Genomic DNA, 17,483 nt, shown 5'->3' on the forward strand with positions numbered 1-17,483 from the left:
AAATCGGTTGAGTGTTTACACGCCGATCGTTTAACTTCAGGCATGCGGCATTCTTCATGCCGCATGCCGCATGCATGTGCGTGGCCTGTCCTGCACCCTGCATACTTACCCAATAACCTGGCTATTGATGCTATATGACAGTTGATTCAAGTACTTTACCGTTAATAACCGGACGTGCCCAATTGCTGGCCCGTCTGGCCGAACCCAAAACCTACGACCTGGCGGTTATCGGCGGCGGTGCGACCGGCCTGGGTGTGGCGCTGGATGCGGCTGTGCGTGGTTTTTCGGTGGTGCTGCTGGAGTCGCATGACTTTGCCAAGGGCACCTCGTCACGGGCGACCAAGCTTGTGCATGGTGGCGTACGTTATTTGGCGCAGGGCAATATCTCTCTGGTACGGGACGCGCTGCACGAACGGGCCACGCTGCTGCATAATGCACCGCATATCGCGCAGCCCCTGGCTTTCGTGATGCCTTCGTACAAACTGCTGGATACGCCGTTCTACGGCATTGGCCTGAAGGTCTATGACGCGCTGGCGGGCAAGGCGGGGCTGGGACATACTCAGTTTTTGAACACCCGACAGACTCAGGCACTATTGCCTACGGTGCGGTCGCAGGGGCTGAAAGGGGGCGTCAAATACTGGGACGGACAGTTTGACGATGCCCGGCTGGCGCTGGCGCTGGCACGCACGGCTGCCCGGCACGGAGCACTGCTCCTGAACTACTGCGCGGTAACAAAACTGATTCATGACAAGGGACGCGTAGCAGGACTGATCTGCGAAGATGGTGACTCGGGTCGCAATTATGAGGTACGTGCGCGTTGCGTGGTCAATGCTGGCGGGCCATGGGTTGATGCGTTGCGAGAGATGGACGGCGCTCAGGCAGGTCGGACTACTCGCCCCATCGTGGCCCCGAGCCAGGGGGTGCATGTGGTGGTTGACCGGGCGTTTCTGCCGGGTGATCATGCGTTGCTGGTGCCCAAGACGGCCGACGGCAGGGTGCTGTTCGCTGTACCCTGGCTGGGCAAAGTGATTCTTGGCACAACGGACACGCCCCGTCACGACCTGGCCCGTGAGCCGACACCGTTCCAGGCGGAGCTGGATTTCATCCTGGGCGAGGCGGGGCATTACCTGAGCCGGCGGCCCACCATGGCTGACGTGCGCAGCATGTGGGTCGGTCTGCGTCCGCTGGTCCGGCCCCAGGACGATGATGGCGAGAACACCAAGGGGATCAGCCGTGAGCATACGGTGCTCACCAGCGCATCTGGTATGGTGACGGTCACGGGTGGCAAATGGACGACCTATCGCGCCATGGCCGAGGATGTGCTGCAAGCATGCTTTGCAGCGGGCGCGCTGCCCGCCCGGGCGGACGGCGTCACGGTTAATCTGCCGCTGGTTGGCGCACCGCAGGACGGGATCACGCAACACAATATGCATATGCCGCAAGGCCTGCATTCCTACGGCAGCGAAGCCGCTGTCGTTAGCGCGCTGCCCGGCGCCGACCACTGGCTGACCGACGGCCTGAGCGAGGCCATGGTGCGCTTTGCTGTTGCCCACGAATATGCCATTACTGTAGAGGATATATTGGCGCGGCGTTCGCGCTTGCTGTTTCTTGACGCCCGTCAGGCTGCCGCTGTTGCGCCGCAGGTGGCATCTATCTTGCAGGATGAACTGCAGCGCAATGATGTGGGATTGCCCGCGTTCCTTACACTGGCACAACAGTACACGGGACAGACGCTGGATTGCGTTGACGGACCCGTCTTGTCGGCGCAGGCGCAAAAAGCCACCCATGGACAATCGTGAACTGATGGAGCCATAGCGTGATACTGCGCCGGTTTTGGCGCAGGCTGCAGCCAGGCGCTGTGCAAGTCGCGCCATGCTTTTGTCTATGGCCGCGTCAAACTATGCGGTGCGCGTATCCGGTCCGCGTGTCTGACGGTATGCCTGCGCCTTGGCGACCTCATGGCGTAACTGGTCGAATCCGGTAGCAGGTACCATTTCGTTCTGACGATCGGAAATGGCTTCAAGCCGATCCAGCAACACGTTGGCAGAGCGCTCGTCTTCAGGCAGATATATGCCATTTGTCATCGTGATGTTCGCCTGTTCAACGCTGCCGGCGCCTGCCATCAGAATGGTACGGTTGGGTGCATTGTCTGCGACCAGGGCAACCAGGGCGGGGCTGACCGACGCGGGCGACAGCATGTCCAGGGTCTCCTGCTCCAGCAGCCCTTCTGTCATGGCGGTGGCTGCCGTCGGCGCCAGGCAGTTCACATGCACGCCATAGCGTTCGCCTTCCTGTGCCAGTGTCTGCATCAGGCCGACCAGCGCCATCTTGGCCGCGCCGTAGTTGGCCTGTCCGAAATTACCGTAGAGCCCGGAAGAGGAGGTTGTCATCACGATGCGGCCGTAATGTTGATCGCGCATCCTGTTCCACACAGCATGGGTGCAGTGTACCGAACCCATCACATGCACTTCCATCACCAGCCGGAAATCTTCCAGGGTCATTTTGGCAAAACTTTTGTCACGCAGGATACCTGCATTGTTCACCAGAATATCGACACGGCCCCACTGCGCCACTACCTGTTCGACCATCGCCTGGACCTGAGCCGGATCCGTAACATCGGCGCCATGGGCGATGGCGTGACCGCCGGCCGATGTAATGGCCTGGACGACGTCCTGGGCGTGCGAGCCAGGTTGATCGGCACCTATATCATTGACCAGTACACGGGCGCCATGACGGGCCAGTTCGAGCGCGTGAGAGCGGCCAAGACCGCGCCCGGCGCCGGTCACGATAGCAATGCGGTTGTGTAGAAGGGGTGTCATTCAGTCTCCGTGTTATACAAATGATCAGGGGCATGGATGCTGCCATGTCGGCGTATGTCCGAATGATGCCGGCGTGTTCCGGTTGCGTGATGGTGTCCTCGCTGACCCCGCCAGCGCCAGTATCGAATGGGTATTCTGGCCCAGTGCGGGGGCATCGTCAACCGCGGGCTCGTCATGATGAACGAAATATTCAGACAGACGATGGCGCCAGACAACGCCATCGCCGTTCATTCTTCATGCGCTCCACGCCGCCTTGGTAGCCAGCGCACACTCATGCATCACCGTCAGCGCGCGTTGCGTGGTATCTGAACCCATCACGAACGGATTGGGCCCACCCTTTTTCATCTGCGCCAGCTTGACATCGGCCAGGTCCATGCCGCTGTGGTTGGACAGAAAGACGTCAATGTTCTGTTCGCCTGCCATATCCCGAACCCGGGCGGTCGCGTCAATGTAGGCCTGCAGGCGTTCCATGCGGTTTGGCTGCTTGCCGAAATTGAATGATGTGCCACCCCAAAGGAAAGCGCGATGCGTTTCGCTGCCGCTTTTGACGTCAAATGCCACCGAGATGGTGCCCATGGTATGCCCTGGCGTCATCACGATATCAACGGTGGTGTCGCCCAGCGTCAGCGTGGCGCCGTCTTCTACTACCACATCACGTTTGGGCGGACGGCCCCAACTGGGCACTTCAAACTCCAGCTTGGTTTCCATCATGGTCCAGTCGGCTTCGCTGGCAATGATCTTCGGATGAAAATGCTCCACCAGATAGTTGGCGCCGCCGTAGTGGTCGCCATGGCCGTGTGTGATAACGACCATCTTGATTTGCGCAGGATCCAGACCCAGCTTGTGCATACCTGCAACGATTACCTTTTCGGCATCTTCTGCATTGTTCATTGCGTCGATCAGGATAATACCGTCGGAAGTGGTAATGGCCCATGCACTGACCCATTTCCCCCCAACGAAATACAGGTTATCGAAAGCCTGGCCGGGCGGCGGCGCAGGCTGCGCCATCAGCTCTTCGATTGATGGTCCTTTCGTGGCGCTGGCCGGCAATGCAACATCTCCCAGCTTCAGTAACTGTTTGAGATCGCTGCCTGCTGCGGTACGCGCAGCTGCCAGATGACGCTGTACCTCTGGCGACTGGGCCGCTGCTGGCGATATGCCAAATGCATAGGTTGCGCAGCAGGCACAGCCGGCCGCCAGAAAGTAACGTCTGCCAGGCGATGTAACTGCACTATCGCTGGTGCTGCCGCTGCTGCTGATCCATGAACTGAAAAGCCGCATGTGTGTCTCCTTGTGTTCTGACTGTTGTTGTGATTAAGGTAACGAGCCTGCGCTGCAGGCCTGCGGCGCCTGTCCATTATAGTCAGATCACCAACTGGCGCGAAATTGCCTCGAATTTCGTAGTGCCAGACCCGGTGAATCGTTGTTGATCACGACCACTTGCAACGCCCAGTCGCCGCCGTTTATCATTGATAAAAATAACGTCAAGGTGGCGGTCTGACTGGTTGCTGACGCTGATTTCGCCGCTATAATTGTGCCGAAATTTTTAACTATTCGCAGTTCAGAATCATAGGGATGAAATCGATGAGTAAAGCAGCAATCGTAGCCGGTGTTGTAATAGCTGCCGGCGCAGTCTGGACCGGATCAAGCTGGTATCTGGGTTCACAAATACAGGAGCGGCTTGACGACTATCTGGTGAAAACCAACGACTATCTGAAAAAGGAAGGCGAAGGACGCTTCAGTATGGAAGCGGTCAGTTATGACAAGGGTGTATTTTCTTCTGATGCGGTATATAAAGTTAAGCTGCATTTTCCGGAAGTGCCTAAAGTTCCGAGTGAAGTGCTGCTCAAAAGTCACATCAACCATGGACCAATCGTGCTTAGCGCATTGCTGCGTGGCGAGTTCATCACCGGCTATGCAACCGCTGTGACGACGCTGGTTAACGATGACAAGACCAAGCCACTGTATGACGCAGCAGGCGGCAAAGAGCCGTACGTACAAAATGATCGCATCGATTTTTCAGGTAATGTGGATTCGGTCGCGACGCTGGCAGCGCTGGACGCAAAATTTTCAAAGGGCTCTTTCAAGTCTGAGCCCATGACGTTTACCGCAAGTACAGATAAGGATCTGAGCAAGTTCGACATGACGTTCGATGTGCCCGGGGCAATCCAGTTCGATCTGGCCAACAACGTTGTTTTTTCTCTGAACAAAATAACGGGGCAGGCCAGCTCCAGCAAAACGGCTTCCGGCCTGTATGTGGGTCCGGGCCAAATGACCATCAGCCAGTTTGATATCAAGCCAGCAAAAGATAAACCCGTGTCAATCAGCAATTTCAAAGTCGATGCCAAAACCGAGGAAGTGGATAATTTCCTGAATATTCACGTAGGCTACGATCTTGGCAAGTTGCTGGTAAATAACGTGGACTTTGGCGCCATCCAGCTGAATCTTGCATTTGACCATCTGGATCGTCAGGTAATTGAGAAATTCAAGGAAAAGACCAGCACACTCAATATCACGCCAGATAATGCGCAGCAGAACGGCGAGCAAATTGAAAAGCTGTATGCAGAGCTGTTCTCTGACCTTGTGCGTCAGAAGCTGCAGGTACGCGTGTCGCCTTTCACGTGGAAGACCGCAAGCGCAGAAGGTTCGCTGGAGGCTTCCGCTCATTTCGATGGTGCCAGCCAGCCTGAGGGACAAACGGTAGAAGACAACCAGTTCCTGACCGAGTCGCTGAAAAAAGTGGCGTTTGGCCTGAAAGCCGATACCGCTCTGGTTCGTGATGTCGTGTCAGCCGTGACTCAGGTCAGCGGTGGTGCAGACAAGGCGACTGCCGATAAGCAGGGTGATGAACTTGCTACTATGGCAGGATTTATGGCACAGGGGTCGGGCCTTGGCAAAGTAGAGAATGGCGTAATAAACAGCAATATCGAATATGATTCAGCTTCCAAGCCGGAAGAGCAAATCACGGTGAATGGCGAGAAAATGAGTGTGCAGGAACTGGCGGGTAAAGTGGGCTCCGCAGCGTCCGGCGCGCCTCACTAATCAGGCGGATGGTGCCGGGGTGGCCCCGGCCCGACCCATGGCTCCCGGGTCCCCTTATCTGTTACGGGACCCGGATTGCAGGCAGTCGTCAGACCATGAACCATTGTTTGGCTTATTGGTTTGCCTGCTCTGTCTGTCTTGCGATCACCTTGATCTCGAAGTCAAAACCATAAAGCCAGGTGACGCCCACGGCGGTCAACGTGGGATAAGGGGCCTGGCCCCAATACTCGGGTACCACCTTCCAGATGGTTTCGAATGTTGATTGCGGATCGACCATGAAAACCGTCACGTCAATCACATCGTCGAAGCGGCTGCCTGCTGCTTTAAGAATGCTGTTCAGATTGTCAAATGCGCGCCGCACCTGTGCCTCCAGATCCGGCTCGGGCGAACCGTCTTCCCGACTGCCGACCTGGCCGGACACGAACAAAAAGCCGTTGGAACGAATCGCTGGCGAATAGTGATTCCTGTCATACAGTGCCTGACGCCCAGGCGGGAAAACGACATCGCGTTGTGTCATCGTCTATCTCCATTAAATGAGTCCGGTGGACTCGATACCAGTAATAATGAAATTCTATGATTCCGAGTCATCACGGATAAACAGGCAATACTGTCCATCACTGTTTGTAAAATACAAACAATCCTTTCACCGAGAATATCTATGGACCGATTCGATGCGATGTGGGCATTTGCCCGGGTAGTAGAAACCGGCAGTTTTACCAAAGCCGCAGAGACGCTGCATATGAGCAGAACCACCGTGACGCAATTGGTACAGCAGCTGGAGGCACGCCTGCGGGTCCGATTGCTTAACCGGACCACCCGCAAGGTCAACGTAACGGCCGATGGCGCGGCTTATTACGAACGGGTAATCCGCTTGCTGGCCGACATGGACGATGCTGAAACCAGCCTGTCCAGCGCGGCTGCATTGCCGCGGGGGCGACTGCGTGTGGATGTCCCCAGCCCGTTTGCGCGCATGGTGCTGGTACCGGCACTGCCCGCGTTTCATGCCCGGTATCCGGATATTCAGCTGGATATGGGTGTGAGTGATCGCGTGGTGGATCTGATCGATAACAACGTCGATTGTGTGGTGCGTGGTGGTGAACTGACCGATCTGTCCCTGATGGCCAGGCGTATAGGAGACCTGCAGCTTGGTATTTATGCTACGCCGGATTATCTGGCGCGTGCCGGTGTGCCGCAGCATCCGCAGGAGCTGAACACGCCTGCTCATCACGTGGTGGCGTTTCTGTGGGCGCGTAGCGGCAAGGCGCTGTCACCGGTCATGCGTTATCGCGATGAAAGCGTCACCATACAGGGCAGATACATCCTTTCGGTTGATGATGGCAACGCGTACCTGGCTGCCGGTCTGGCCGGCCTGGGCGTGCTTTGGTTGCCTGATTACATGTCGCGGGAATATGTGGCAACGGGCAGGTTGATTCCCTTGTTGCCGGAATGGACGCTGGAGCCGATGCCCATGTATATTGCCTATCCACCTAATCGGCATGTGAGTGCCAAGTTGCGTGTGTTTATTGAATGGGTTGTTGAGCTCATGAAGGAACATGCGCCTGTCGCGCGGCGCAGAATTGAATAGGCCTGGTCTTCTGCTCTGCAGACGCACGCGCAGCCTATCTTGATACCATCCTGGCGACCGATTATGATGTTTGTTTTGGGTTAACAGGGAAATCTCATGACAAACGGCATTATTCTCGGCGCTCCATCATCAACGCCGGCAGCGGTGGTAGGCGGCGGCACGATGGGGGCCGACGTTGCAGTCGTGCTGCTGCGTGCGCGCTGTCCGGTGCACCTTATCGAGAACCGTGAAGAGGCACATCAGGATATCAGAGCACGTATTGCCGCTAACCTGGAACGCATCAACTGCGCAGATAATCTGGAACTGCTTACCATCGTCGCGACGCTGGAGGCAGTGGATTGGCAGAAAATCCAGCTAGTCGTCGAATGCATTCCCGAAAAACTCGATTACAAACGTGATCTTTTCAAGTCGCTATCGGAGCTTGCCCGGCCCGACACGGTGCTGGCCAGCAATAGTTCAAGCTTTCCTATCAGTCAGATTGCCGAGGGCCTCCCGAGGCAGGAAAGGATGATTGGCCTGCATTTTTTCATGCCGGCGCATATCGTGCCGCTGGTGGAAGTCGTTCTTGGGCCTGACACCGATCCGCAGATCGCCGACAGTCTTGCCACGCTTATGCGACGCTGCGGATCAGTGCCCATCATGGTACGCAAGGACGTGCCCGGTTTTGTCGCCAACCGGCTTCAGCATGCTCTGGGTCGTGAAGCTTTTTCGATGATTCAGGAAGGCATCGTCACACCGGAGGACATCGACAATGCGGTGCGCTTCGGTTTTGGCTTTCGCTACATTGCGGCCGGCCCGATCATGCAAAAGGAACATGCCGGCCTGGATGTGCACGCAGCGGCGGCGGCCACCATTTATCCTTCACTGTCCAACGTCAGCGAACCGCCACCGGTGCTGGCCGATAAGCCTGGCAACGGACAATTGGGCATGAAGACGGGTCAGGGCTTTTACGACTGGTCGCCAGAGCAGATCGCAGCCGAGCGGGCACGCTATGATCAGGCGCTGCGTAGCGGGTTAAATATTCTGGCCGCAGATCTGCCTGAGATCCAGCCATAATCGGTTAACGCCCTTTTGTGGCATGGGCAACTGCGCATGCCCTTGCGGTCCGTCCCATACCCTTGCATGACCGATTCGGTATTCAGGGTACGGCCCGGCGCTGCGTCGGCATTTAGCGCGGCGCACCCAGTGTCAGACTCATATGCCGATTGACATCCTTGTACAGGAGATAACGGAATTTGTCGGGCCCACCCGCATAGCAGGCCTGAGGGCAGAAGGCGCGCAGCCACATGAAGTCGCCCGCTTCAACTTCGACCCAATCCTGATTCAGGCGGTAAACGGCCTTGCCCTCAAGCACATACAAGCCATGTTCCATGACATGCGTTTCTGCAAACGGAATCACGCCGCCGGGCAGAAAGGTCACGATATTGACATGCATATCATGGCCCATGTCGGTGGGGTCCACGAAGCGTGTGGTGGCCCAGCGTCCATCGGTGTCCGGCATGGCGACGGGAGCGACCTGTTGTTCATTGGTGACGAAGGCAGCGGGGTAGGCGATACCCTCAACCGCCTGATAGCGCTTGCGGATCCAGTGGAAGCGCGCGTGCGTATCGCTGTTATTGTCCACTGTCCACTCCGAGGCCGGCGGAATGAAAGCGTAGCCGCCTGGTGTCAGTGTATATTCGGTGCCGGCCAGCGTGAGCGAGAGCTGTCCTTCTACCACGAAGAGCACGCCCTCTGCCTGCGGATCCTGTTCGGGATGGCTGCTGCCGCCACCGGGCGCAACTTCGACAATATATTGGGAGAAGGTTTCTGCAAAACCTGAAAGCGGTCGGGCCAGCACCCATAGCCGGGTTTTTTCCCAAAACGGCAGACAGCTGGTGACGATATCGCGCATGACGCCCTTGGGAATGACGGCATAGGCTTCGGTGAACATGGCTCTGTCGGTCAGCAGTTCGGTCTGGGCCGGATGACCGCCATGAGGGGCGTAGTAGGGGGTCTTTGACATAGTAAAAATCCTCGTATTTTGTCAGGTTAAAGCAGAATGGGCCGGCCAGGTGAGTGCCGCTACCAGCGTCATCAGCGCTGTCAGGGTAACGGGCCGATCAGGCCACCCGGCGTGAGTGTGGCAATATCACAATTGTGTCCTGGACCACTGCGATCGATGACCAGGAAATCCGACGTTGCCTCCAGGGCCAGCAGCGGGTGATGCCAGACACCTGCCGCATAGTTCACGCCTTGCCGGCCCTGGCATAGGAACACATGCAATTGTTCCACCGTCGGCGCTTCACCGGCTGCGGCAACCACCACCAGATAGGGACGCGAAGACAGTGGCATAAAGGCCTGGCTGGCCAGCGGATGGCGCTCCATCATGCTGATCTCAAAGGGCAGGTTGCGTGGCAGGCCACGGAAAATCGACACGATGGTTTTGCCCTGCGGCCCCGGCTCGATATGGGCCAGATCGTGATAACGCTCTGTATTGCCATCGTTGATGGTAAAGTGCTGCGCCGCATCGCTGGCCTCGATCACCTGGCCAAAGGGGGCGAAGGCGTCGCGCGTCAGCGGCGCTATCGTCAAACTTCTGAGTGTCATGCTGGTTGTTACCTTTAATCCTTGTTGGTTCCGGTCGGGCCATTGAGCGTATTATGCGCCTGTTGTCGGTCAATATCGCCTTCCCAGGCGCCGATAACGATCGTACCTACACAGTTGCCGATCAGGTTGGTCAGGGCGCGGGCGATGCCCATGAACCAGTCTACCGACAACACCAATACCAGACCGATGGCGGGAATGGCCGGAACGGCGCTCAGGGTGGCTGCAAGAATCACGATGGCCGAGCCAGGCACGCCGTGAGCGCCTTTGGAGGTCAGCATGGAAATGGCCAGGATGGTAATCAAATCAGTCAATGACAAGGCCGTATTGGTCGCCTGGGCGATGAAAACCGCTGCCAGGGTCAGGTAAATGGAAAACCCGTCGAGATTGAACGAGTAGCCGGTAGGGATCACCAACCCGACAGTCGTGCTTTTTACCCCCATGCGCTCCAGTTTATGCATGACCTGAGGTAACACGGCGTCTGACGATGCGGTACCCAGCACCACCAGTAATTCTTCGCGCAAATAGGCAAGCAGTTTGAAGATATTGAACCCGGCAAGTCGCAGAATCAGGCCCAGAATCACGACGACGAAGATCGCGCAGGTCACATAGAACAGGACTACCAGCATGCTTAACTGGCCCAGCGTGCCAACGCCATATTTGCCGACAGTAAACGCGACTGCACCCAGCACACCCAGCGGCGCCAGGCGCACGATAAAGCCGATGATCTTGAAAAACACATGGGATAACTGGCTCACCAGCGCCGCAACCGGCCGCCCGCGTTCCCCCATCACAGCGATTGCCGCGCCGAACAGAATGGCAATGAGCAGCACTTGCAGGATATCGCCAGAGGCAAAGGCGTCGGTGAAGGTTTTGGGGATGATCCGCATCAGGAAGCTGATCGTATCGGTCGCATGTTCAGCCTGGGTCGCATAGGGTGCCAGCGCACTGGCATCCAGTGAAGAGGTGTCCACGTTCATGCCGTGACCGGGCGCGAACAAATAGGCCAGACCAATGCCCAGTGCCAGGGCAAAGGTGGTGACGATCTCAAAATACAACAACGCCTTGGCGCCTACCCGGCCGACTTTTTTCAGATCGCTGCTGCCACAGATACCGTGCACCACAACGCAAAAGACCAACGGCGCAATAATCATTTTGATCAGCTTGATAAAGCCGTCACCCAGCGGTTTGAGCTGCTCGCCAAAATGCGGCCAGAATACGCCGATAATCGCGCCCAGAATCAACGCCACCACCACCTGGCAAAAAAGACTTCGACAAAGAATACGCATGTTAGATCCACTCCCGGGGAGCGCCGTTGAGTGCGCCAGCCTGTTGGTGATTTGTGAAATGCTATCTGAAATGTCAGATAACATTTCAACTATAATTAGAACCACTTAAAATGCGATATTCGTGAAAACCCTAAAAAGTCCCTCTTACCATGCGAACTCCCATACGTTCTTCTGACCAGTCTTTGGCTGAACAGGCTTTTGAAGCCTTTCGGGAATTGCTCGCTTGCGGCCAAATTCGTTCGGGCCAAATGATTTCAATATCAGAATTGGTGGAGGCCACCGGCCTGCCCCTGGCGCCCGTGCGGGAAGCCGTAAAGCGAGCGGCCGCCGCCGGGCTGGTATCGATTCTGCCCAAACGGGGCGTATTGGTTCTTGAGGCTACCGCAGCGGCGCTGCATGCCGGCTTTCACCTGCGTTATCTGTTCGACCAGGAAGGTGCCCGTCTATTGGCGCAGCAGGCGCCGGATCGTGAGCTGGCACACTTGCGTCAGGAACATGAGCTCGTGCTTGAGCAAGCATCAGAAGGCGCCATCTCCGCCGAATTACAGTTGAAAGCCATGGAGGTCGACTGGTCTCTGCATGCCTGGCTGACCGGGGCATTGAATAACCCGGTTGCTCTCGCGGTCTATGAGGAAAATCGTTATCGTCTGAGTGTCATGCAACACTCGCGTCGACCATTGCCGGAACGAATTATCCCAGCCATGACCGAACATTTGCAGATTATCGATCACATTCAGGCCGGCGCACCGGAACTGGCTGTGCAGGCGGTCAGAAGCCATCTGCAAAAGACCCTGCGCTGGTGGGGTATTGTGGATAACGATGGTCAGTTGTTCAAGACGGGCAGATAGCCGTCAGATAAGCAATAAATAACCGGCGAATAAGACCGGCTTGCTTGCGGTTGGAGGTGCTGCGACGGTCTGCGCCGATATGATGCCGCGGTCGCTTGCGCTCGTGCCTTCAGACAGCCGGCGTATCTCTGAGCACGTTTTCTCCCGTGCGGGGATTGGTCAAGGTGACGTTCTCCAGCGCCTTGATCCGCCAGGCATCGCCCTCGCGAGTGAGCACAGCCAGGATCAGCGTATCGACCGCGTGGGGGCCTGCCGGATGTGCCGCCCCAGCCGCAAGGCGGCTCCAGAAGTGCACGATTGCGGCGTCACTGTTGATTGCTACCATATCGATCAATTCGTTTGAGAGTGTCGAGTCACTATAGATGGTGGCGTGAATGGGCGCATGCAGCCCGACAATTTCTTCAATACCACGTACGTAATGCCCAAAACGGTTGACGAACGTGGCATCCTCATGGAATAACGCGCCGAGTGCGGGCATATCGTGATCGTTCCATGCCGCCTGAAAAGCGCCGGGCACGTCTTGTGGCTGATGCATAGGGTTCATGATGGGTCTCTTGCGGGTCAGAAAACGTCCCTATCAGTTTAGCAGTAATGCGTCTGCAGGCTTGCGGGTATTGTGGCAATGCCCGGGCGCAGCAGACACCAGGAGAGAATATGTCAAATGTATTTATTGTGGGTGGTTCCGGGAAAGTGGCCCGTCATCTTGCACGTCAGCTGAGTACACGCGGACACACTGCGCGCTCGCTGCATCGGGACGCCCGGCAGGCTGATGAACTCAAAGCCCTGGGTGCCGTGCCCGTATCCGGAGACCTGCTCCAATTGGATATTGCCGGGCTGGCTCAGCTCATGACAGGCAGCGATGTGGTGGTGTTTTCGGCAGGCGCCGGCGGAAAGGGCGGCGCCCAGATGACAAATGCCATTGATGGCGATGGGCTGGAACTGGCGGTTGCTGCGGCGAGGACTGCCGGTATCCGGCGCTTTATCCTGGTGTCAGCCTTCCCTGAAGCCGGTCGTGGCAAGGTCGTATCCGACACGTTCGAAAATTACATGGCCGTGAAAAAACGCGCCGACGTGCATCTGGCCGAAACGGATCTGGATTGGGTTATTCTGCGACCCGGCACATTGCTGGATACGCCCGGCACCGGCAACGTACGTGCGGGTCTGGCCATTCCCTACGGTGGCGTACCGCGGGAAGATGTAGCGGCTACCCTGCTGGAAATCATTGAGAACCCCGAGGTCAACCGGATCATTATTGAGCTTACCGAGGGTGACACGCCAGTGGCGCAGGTCGTGCAGCGACTGGCGCACAGCTGATTGGAGCAAGGATTGAAGCAGTGCCGGGCGCGACGCCCGTCTCAGCCGAGCGCAACGTCTGCCGGCGCGGGTGTTGGCGGCGTCACCGGAGGCAGCGTGCTATCGATCACGCTGGGGCCGGTTTCCGTCAGCATCCTGGGCATATCGGCCAGCGCGTGAAGGCCGCGGCTTTCCTTGCGCTGGGCCGCACATGCGGCAATCAGCCAGGCACAATCCAGACGATTGCGCACATCCACAAGCATCGGTGTCCAGGCAAGTTGCGGCGCTTGCGCCCATTGTCCGCGCCAGTGTGCTAACTGCTCAATTGCCTGGTTAATACCAAGTGTTGTTCGCATAATGCCCATCTGTTTTCCCATGAGTTGCCGGATGGCTGCGGGATCTGGCAATGCAGCCTCTTCAGGCATATCGGGGGCGCCCCTGGTCATTTGCTGATGGTTGCTCACAAGCGGCGCTGTATCGGTGACCGGTTCCGTCGCACCCGCCTGTTCGCATCGCTCAACAATGGCTTGCGCACAATTGCGCCCGATCACAATGCATTCAAGCAATGAATTGCTGGCAAGGCGATTCGCGCCATGCAGACCGGTATCGGCCACTTCGCCGACGGCGTACAGGCGGTCTACATTGGTGCGTCCGCTCAGGTCGGTAACGACGCCACCGCAGGAATAATGGGCCGCAGGCGCAACCGGAATGGCATCACGGGTGATATCCAGCCCCAGACTCATACAAGTGTGATAAATCGTGGGGAAATGCTCAAGGATAAAGTCTGCCGGCCGATGGGAAATGTCCAGCCATACAGGCTGCCCGTGCTGTTTGCTTATTTCAGTGTGAATGGCGCGCGCCACAATATCGCGCGGCGCCAGTTCGGCACGTGAATCGTAATCAGGCATGAAGCGGTGCTGGTCTGCGTTCTTCAGCACACCGCCTTCGCCCCTGACTGCTTCCGAGATCAAAAAGGCAGGCGCGTTCGGCAATGCCAGCGCGGTTGGGTGAAACTGTACGAACTCCAGATTGGCAATCCGGCAACCTGCTCGCCAGGCAATGGCCTGGCCATCACCCGTGGCGGTGGGCGGGTTGGTGGTATAGGGAAACAGCTGCCCCAGGCCACCTGTCGCCAGAACAGTACTGCGAGCCGTCAATACGAAAGCTTTACCTGAGCTCGTATCCAGGGCGTGGATACCCTGGCAGGCGGGGCGTTCTGGATGTTCGTGGGTAGACCCTTCGTTCCTGGTTATTGCATCGATACACAGGGTGTGTTCAAACACGTCTATGTTGGGTCTTTGTCGTAGTTGTGCCTGTAATGCGGATGTGATTGCTGCGCCGGTGCTGTCAGCGGCATGAACAATGCGCCGGTGACTGTGTCCGGCTTCGCGTGTCAGGTGTAATCGATCCGGCCCGGCCAGGGTAAACTGAACGCCATGGTCTCTTAGCCAGTCAATTGCTGCTGGCGCAGCCTGCACAATGTGGCTGACACTTGTCATATCACACAATCCGGCGCCGGCAACCAGCGTATCACGAACGTGGTTATCGGTATGATCATCGGTATCCAGCACCGCGGCGATTCCGCCCTGGGCCTTGCTGCTGGCGGTGATCTCCAGCGACAATTTGCTAACAACGGCAATGCGCATATGGCCGGGCAGGCTCAGCGCCACAGACAGGCCGGCCAGTCCGCCTCCGACAATCACTACATCATAATCATGCATTTGGGTCTTCATTATGCAGGGCCTATTTGAGAGAATAAATGCACATCGCGACTCAGGTCGCCGCTGGCCCGGATGTTTTTCTTATAGGCCGCAGCAAAATCCAGCATGCGTTTGATGGGTTTGAGCGCGCGCGATCCCAACGCCGTATCAAGCATGATTTCGCCGCTATGTGTTTGCAGGCAGTTGGCTACACCGGCCAGCCCGTTCATGGCCATCCACGGGCAAAAGGCGCAGCTTTTGCAGGTGGCGCTTTCGCCTGCCGTGGGGGCGGCAATGAACGTCTTGTTGGGCGCCTGTTTTTGCATTTCATGCACAATGCCCTGATCGGTGGCCACGATAAAGCTTGTGGCGGGCAACTCGGTAACGGCCTGGATCAGTTTGCTGGTGGAACCCACCACATCTGCCAGAGCGACTACCGCAGCGGGCGATTCCGGATGCACCAGCACGCGCGCTTGCGGGTTGGCTTTTTTCAGATCGGCCAGCTCCTCGGCCTTGAATTCATTGTGCACCAGGCATGAACCCTGCCACAGCAGCATGTCTGCACCGGTTTGCTGCTGGATATACTGACCCAGATGGCGATCGGGGCCCCACAGAAGTTTTTCACCCCTTTGATGCAGATACGTTACGATTTCCAGGGCAATGGAAGAGGTCACCACCCAATCGGCTCTGGCCTTGACTTGTGCGCTGGTATTGGCATACACCACCACGGTTCGCTCCGGGTTGGCATCGCAGAACGCCGCGAAAGCATCTGGCGGGCAGCCCAGATCCAGCGAGCAATTGGCATCCAGGTCGGGCATGAATACCCGCTTTTCAGGGCTGAGGATCTTGGCCGTTTCACCCATGAAGCGAACGCCGGCGACAACCAGTGTCGTGGCCGGGTGATCGCTGCCGAAGCGGGCCATTTCCAGCGAGTCGCCCACGCAACCGCCGGTCTGTAGTGCCAGATCCTGCAATTCTGCATCGACGTAGTAATGCGCGACCAATGCGGCCTGTTGTTGTTCCAGCAGATCGACAATCAATTGTCGACAGGCGTCCCGGTCCTGCTGGCCAAGCGGCTCGGGTACCTTGGCCCAGGCCTGTTTTACGTCACAGGACAATCCCATGCGGGCACCGGAGGAGGGCAGCGCCAGCGCTGGAAAATCAATATCAAACGTCTTGCGTACAGCGGAGGAGGTCGTTGTCATCATTCTGTAGTCCGGCTATGTTCGAAAGTTATTTATACTCTAATTGAGTATAAATAGTAAAGTGCTTTTTTTATTTCAGGGGTCTGCCGCGTTGTGGTGCAAATGCCATTTGGCCTGTTCTGATAGAATCCATACATTGTTGATGGATATGGTCAGGTATGGTTTCAGATGTTCCCGTGTCGAACAGTGCAGAAGGCGCTACCGAGGTTGTCGCGGTTTTGATCGCTATTACCAATCTGAACGCGCGGGTACTGACTGTGGAAAACGGCAATATCCTGCCGTATGGGCCGTTGTCGCCCGTGCATAGCTCCCTGCAGGCTGGCGTGCGGCAATGGGTTAAAAACCAGACCAGGCAGCCGATGGGCTATGTAGAGCAGCTCTATACCTTTGTGGATACGCAGCGTACCCGCGCTTCGGGGCAGCCGGTTCTGTATGTCAGCTACCTGGGACTGGTCAAGGAAGCTGATGAGCGCCTGCTGGAAGCCAATGCCAGCTGGCAGGACTGGTATCGATACTTCCCCTGGGAAGACCATCGCGACGGCAGGCCGGAATGGATCGCCCGTGTTTTTTACCCGCATCTTAGAAAATGGGTCGCCTTTGCCGGTGACGACGCGGTGCGCCAGAGCCGGCAGCGGCGCGTGGATCTGTGCTGGGGCCAGGGTGAGCATGCCTGGATTGAAGACAACACCCTGTATCGTTATGAATTGCTCTATGAGGTCGGCCTTATTCCGGAATCGCCCCTGTTTGATGGGTCTATCCCTGAAGCCATGACGGGTAAACCGATGCAGCACAATCACAGACGGGTGCTGGCCATGGCCATGTCCAGGCTGCGCGCAAAAATCCGGTATCGCCCGGTTATCTCCGAATTGATGCCCACCGAATTTACGCTGCTGCAATTGCAGAAAAGTATCGAGAGCCTGGCCGGTGTTGAGCTGCACAAGCAGAATTTCCGCCGCCTGATGCAGCATCAGGAGCTGCTCGAGCCGACCGGACAAAGTACGGTTCAGGAGCGGGGGCGCCCGGCGCAGCTATATCGGTTCAAAGACACGGTGCTGCTGGAAAGCTTGCTGTCCGGCAGCAAACTGCCTGTCAGTAAATAAACTTTTAATAAGTGAT

At 57.1% G+C, this 17,483-nt stretch carries 16 protein-coding genes; 7 read left to right on the forward strand and 9 right to left on the reverse strand.

The window, feature by feature from the left end; all coding sequences use genetic code 11:
• The first annotated feature begins 134 nt into the window (after positions 1 to 134).
• The gene (locus MIM_RS00635; protein WP_025370820.1) at positions 135 to 1,799 is read left to right on the forward strand and encodes a glycerol-3-phosphate dehydrogenase/oxidase; all 1,665 of its coding nucleotides are present in this window, start codon (positions 135 to 137) and stop codon (positions 1,797 to 1,799) included.
• A gap of 99 nt (positions 1,800 to 1,898) precedes the next feature.
• Here the strand turns inward: MIM_RS00635 and MIM_RS00640 are convergent, their stop codons facing one another.
• Complete coding sequence (locus tag MIM_RS00640) at positions 1,899 to 2,819, reverse strand: SDR family NAD(P)-dependent oxidoreductase (RefSeq protein WP_025370821.1); 921 nt, start codon at positions 2,817 to 2,819, stop codon at positions 1,899 to 1,901.
• A 234-nt stretch (positions 2,820 to 3,053) separates the two neighbouring features.
• Positions 3,054 to 4,100 (reverse strand): MBL fold metallo-hydrolase, encoded by a 1,047-nt coding sequence (locus MIM_RS00650; RefSeq protein WP_025370823.1) that lies wholly within the window; start codon positions 4,098 to 4,100, stop codon positions 3,054 to 3,056.
• Positions 4,101 to 4,403: 303 nt separating this feature from the next.
• On the opposite strand from MIM_RS00650, the gene MIM_RS00655 reads away from it, so the two are divergent.
• On the forward strand, positions 4,404 to 5,861 hold the full coding sequence (locus MIM_RS00655; RefSeq protein ID WP_025370824.1) for a YdgA family protein: 1,458 nt from the start codon (positions 4,404 to 4,406) through the stop codon (positions 5,859 to 5,861).
• Positions 5,862 to 5,973: 112 nt separating this feature from the next.
• Here MIM_RS00655 and MIM_RS00660 read toward each other — a convergent pair whose 3' ends face one another.
• The gene (locus tag MIM_RS00660) at positions 5,974 to 6,378 is read right to left on the reverse strand and encodes a RidA family protein (RefSeq protein ID WP_025370825.1); all 405 of its coding nucleotides are present in this window, start codon (positions 6,376 to 6,378) and stop codon (positions 5,974 to 5,976) included.
• Between the two features lie 141 nt (positions 6,379 to 6,519).
• On the opposite strand from MIM_RS00660, the gene MIM_RS00665 reads away from it, so the two are divergent.
• The gene (locus MIM_RS00665) at positions 6,520 to 7,446 is read left to right on the forward strand and encodes a LysR family transcriptional regulator (RefSeq protein WP_025370826.1); all 927 of its coding nucleotides are present in this window, start codon (positions 6,520 to 6,522) and stop codon (positions 7,444 to 7,446) included.
• Positions 7,447 to 7,542: 96 nt separating this feature from the next.
• Positions 7,543 to 8,502 carry a 3-hydroxyacyl-CoA dehydrogenase family protein gene (locus MIM_RS00670; protein WP_025370827.1) on the forward strand — a complete coding sequence of 320 codons (960 nt, stop codon included), beginning with the start codon at positions 7,543 to 7,545 and terminating at the stop codon, positions 8,500 to 8,502.
• Between the two features lie 112 nt (positions 8,503 to 8,614).
• Here the strand turns inward: MIM_RS00670 and MIM_RS00675 are convergent, their stop codons facing one another.
• The 3 genes from MIM_RS00675 to MIM_RS00685 form a co-directional block, all read right to left on the reverse strand.
• Positions 8,615 to 9,451 carry a bifunctional allantoicase/(S)-ureidoglycine aminohydrolase gene (locus MIM_RS00675; protein ID WP_025370828.1) on the reverse strand — a complete coding sequence of 279 codons (837 nt, stop codon included), beginning with the start codon at positions 9,449 to 9,451 and terminating at the stop codon, positions 8,615 to 8,617.
• Positions 9,452 to 9,531: 80 nt separating this feature from the next.
• The gene (locus tag MIM_RS00680) at positions 9,532 to 10,035 is read right to left on the reverse strand and encodes an ureidoglycolate lyase (RefSeq protein ID WP_025370829.1); all 504 of its coding nucleotides are present in this window, start codon (positions 10,033 to 10,035) and stop codon (positions 9,532 to 9,534) included.
• A 14-nt stretch (positions 10,036 to 10,049) separates the two neighbouring features.
• A complete protein-coding gene (locus tag MIM_RS00685; RefSeq protein ID WP_025370830.1) occupies positions 10,050 to 11,321 on the reverse strand; it encodes a C4-dicarboxylate transporter DctA in 1,272 nt (423 codons plus the stop codon).
• A gap of 149 nt (positions 11,322 to 11,470) precedes the next feature.
• Between MIM_RS00685 and MIM_RS00690 the strand changes: the two genes are divergently transcribed.
• Positions 11,471 to 12,169: a GntR family transcriptional regulator gene (locus MIM_RS00690; protein WP_025370831.1), complete on the forward strand. Its 699-nt coding sequence runs from the start codon at positions 11,471 to 11,473 to the stop codon at positions 12,167 to 12,169.
• Between the two features lie 109 nt (positions 12,170 to 12,278).
• Here the strand turns inward: MIM_RS00690 and MIM_RS00695 are convergent, their stop codons facing one another.
• The gene (locus MIM_RS00695; RefSeq protein ID WP_025370832.1) at positions 12,279 to 12,713 is read right to left on the reverse strand and encodes a YybH family protein; all 435 of its coding nucleotides are present in this window, start codon (positions 12,711 to 12,713) and stop codon (positions 12,279 to 12,281) included.
• A gap of 110 nt (positions 12,714 to 12,823) precedes the next feature.
• On the opposite strand from MIM_RS00695, the gene MIM_RS00700 reads away from it, so the two are divergent.
• Positions 12,824 to 13,483 carry an NAD(P)-binding oxidoreductase gene (locus MIM_RS00700; protein WP_025370833.1) on the forward strand — a complete coding sequence of 220 codons (660 nt, stop codon included), beginning with the start codon at positions 12,824 to 12,826 and terminating at the stop codon, positions 13,481 to 13,483.
• 41 nt (positions 13,484 to 13,524) lie between these two features.
• On the opposite strand, the gene nadB is transcribed toward MIM_RS00700, so the two are convergent.
• Together nadB and nadA are read right to left on the reverse strand one after the other, a co-directional pair.
• On the reverse strand, positions 13,525 to 15,195 hold the full coding sequence (gene nadB, locus MIM_RS00705) for an L-aspartate oxidase (protein ID WP_222836909.1): 1,671 nt from the start codon (positions 15,193 to 15,195) through the stop codon (positions 13,525 to 13,527).
• Positions 15,195 to 16,286, reverse strand: coding sequence for a quinolinate synthase NadA (gene nadA / locus MIM_RS00710; protein WP_144084716.1), 1,092 nt, complete (start codon positions 16,284 to 16,286; stop codon positions 15,195 to 15,197). The genes nadB and nadA overlap by 1 nt, the downstream gene beginning before the upstream one ends.
• Positions 16,287 to 16,525: 239 nt before the next feature.
• On the opposite strand from nadA, the gene MIM_RS00715 reads away from it, so the two are divergent.
• Positions 16,526 to 17,467, forward strand: a complete 942-nt coding sequence (locus MIM_RS00715; RefSeq protein ID WP_025370836.1) for an NUDIX hydrolase — start codon at positions 16,526 to 16,528, stop codon at positions 17,465 to 17,467.
• The last annotated feature ends 16 nt before the right edge of the window (positions 17,468 to 17,483 follow it).

The organism is Advenella mimigardefordensis DPN7 (assembly GCF_000521505.1).
Taxonomy (GTDB): domain Bacteria; phylum Pseudomonadota; class Gammaproteobacteria; order Burkholderiales; family Burkholderiaceae_B; genus Advenella; species Advenella mimigardefordensis.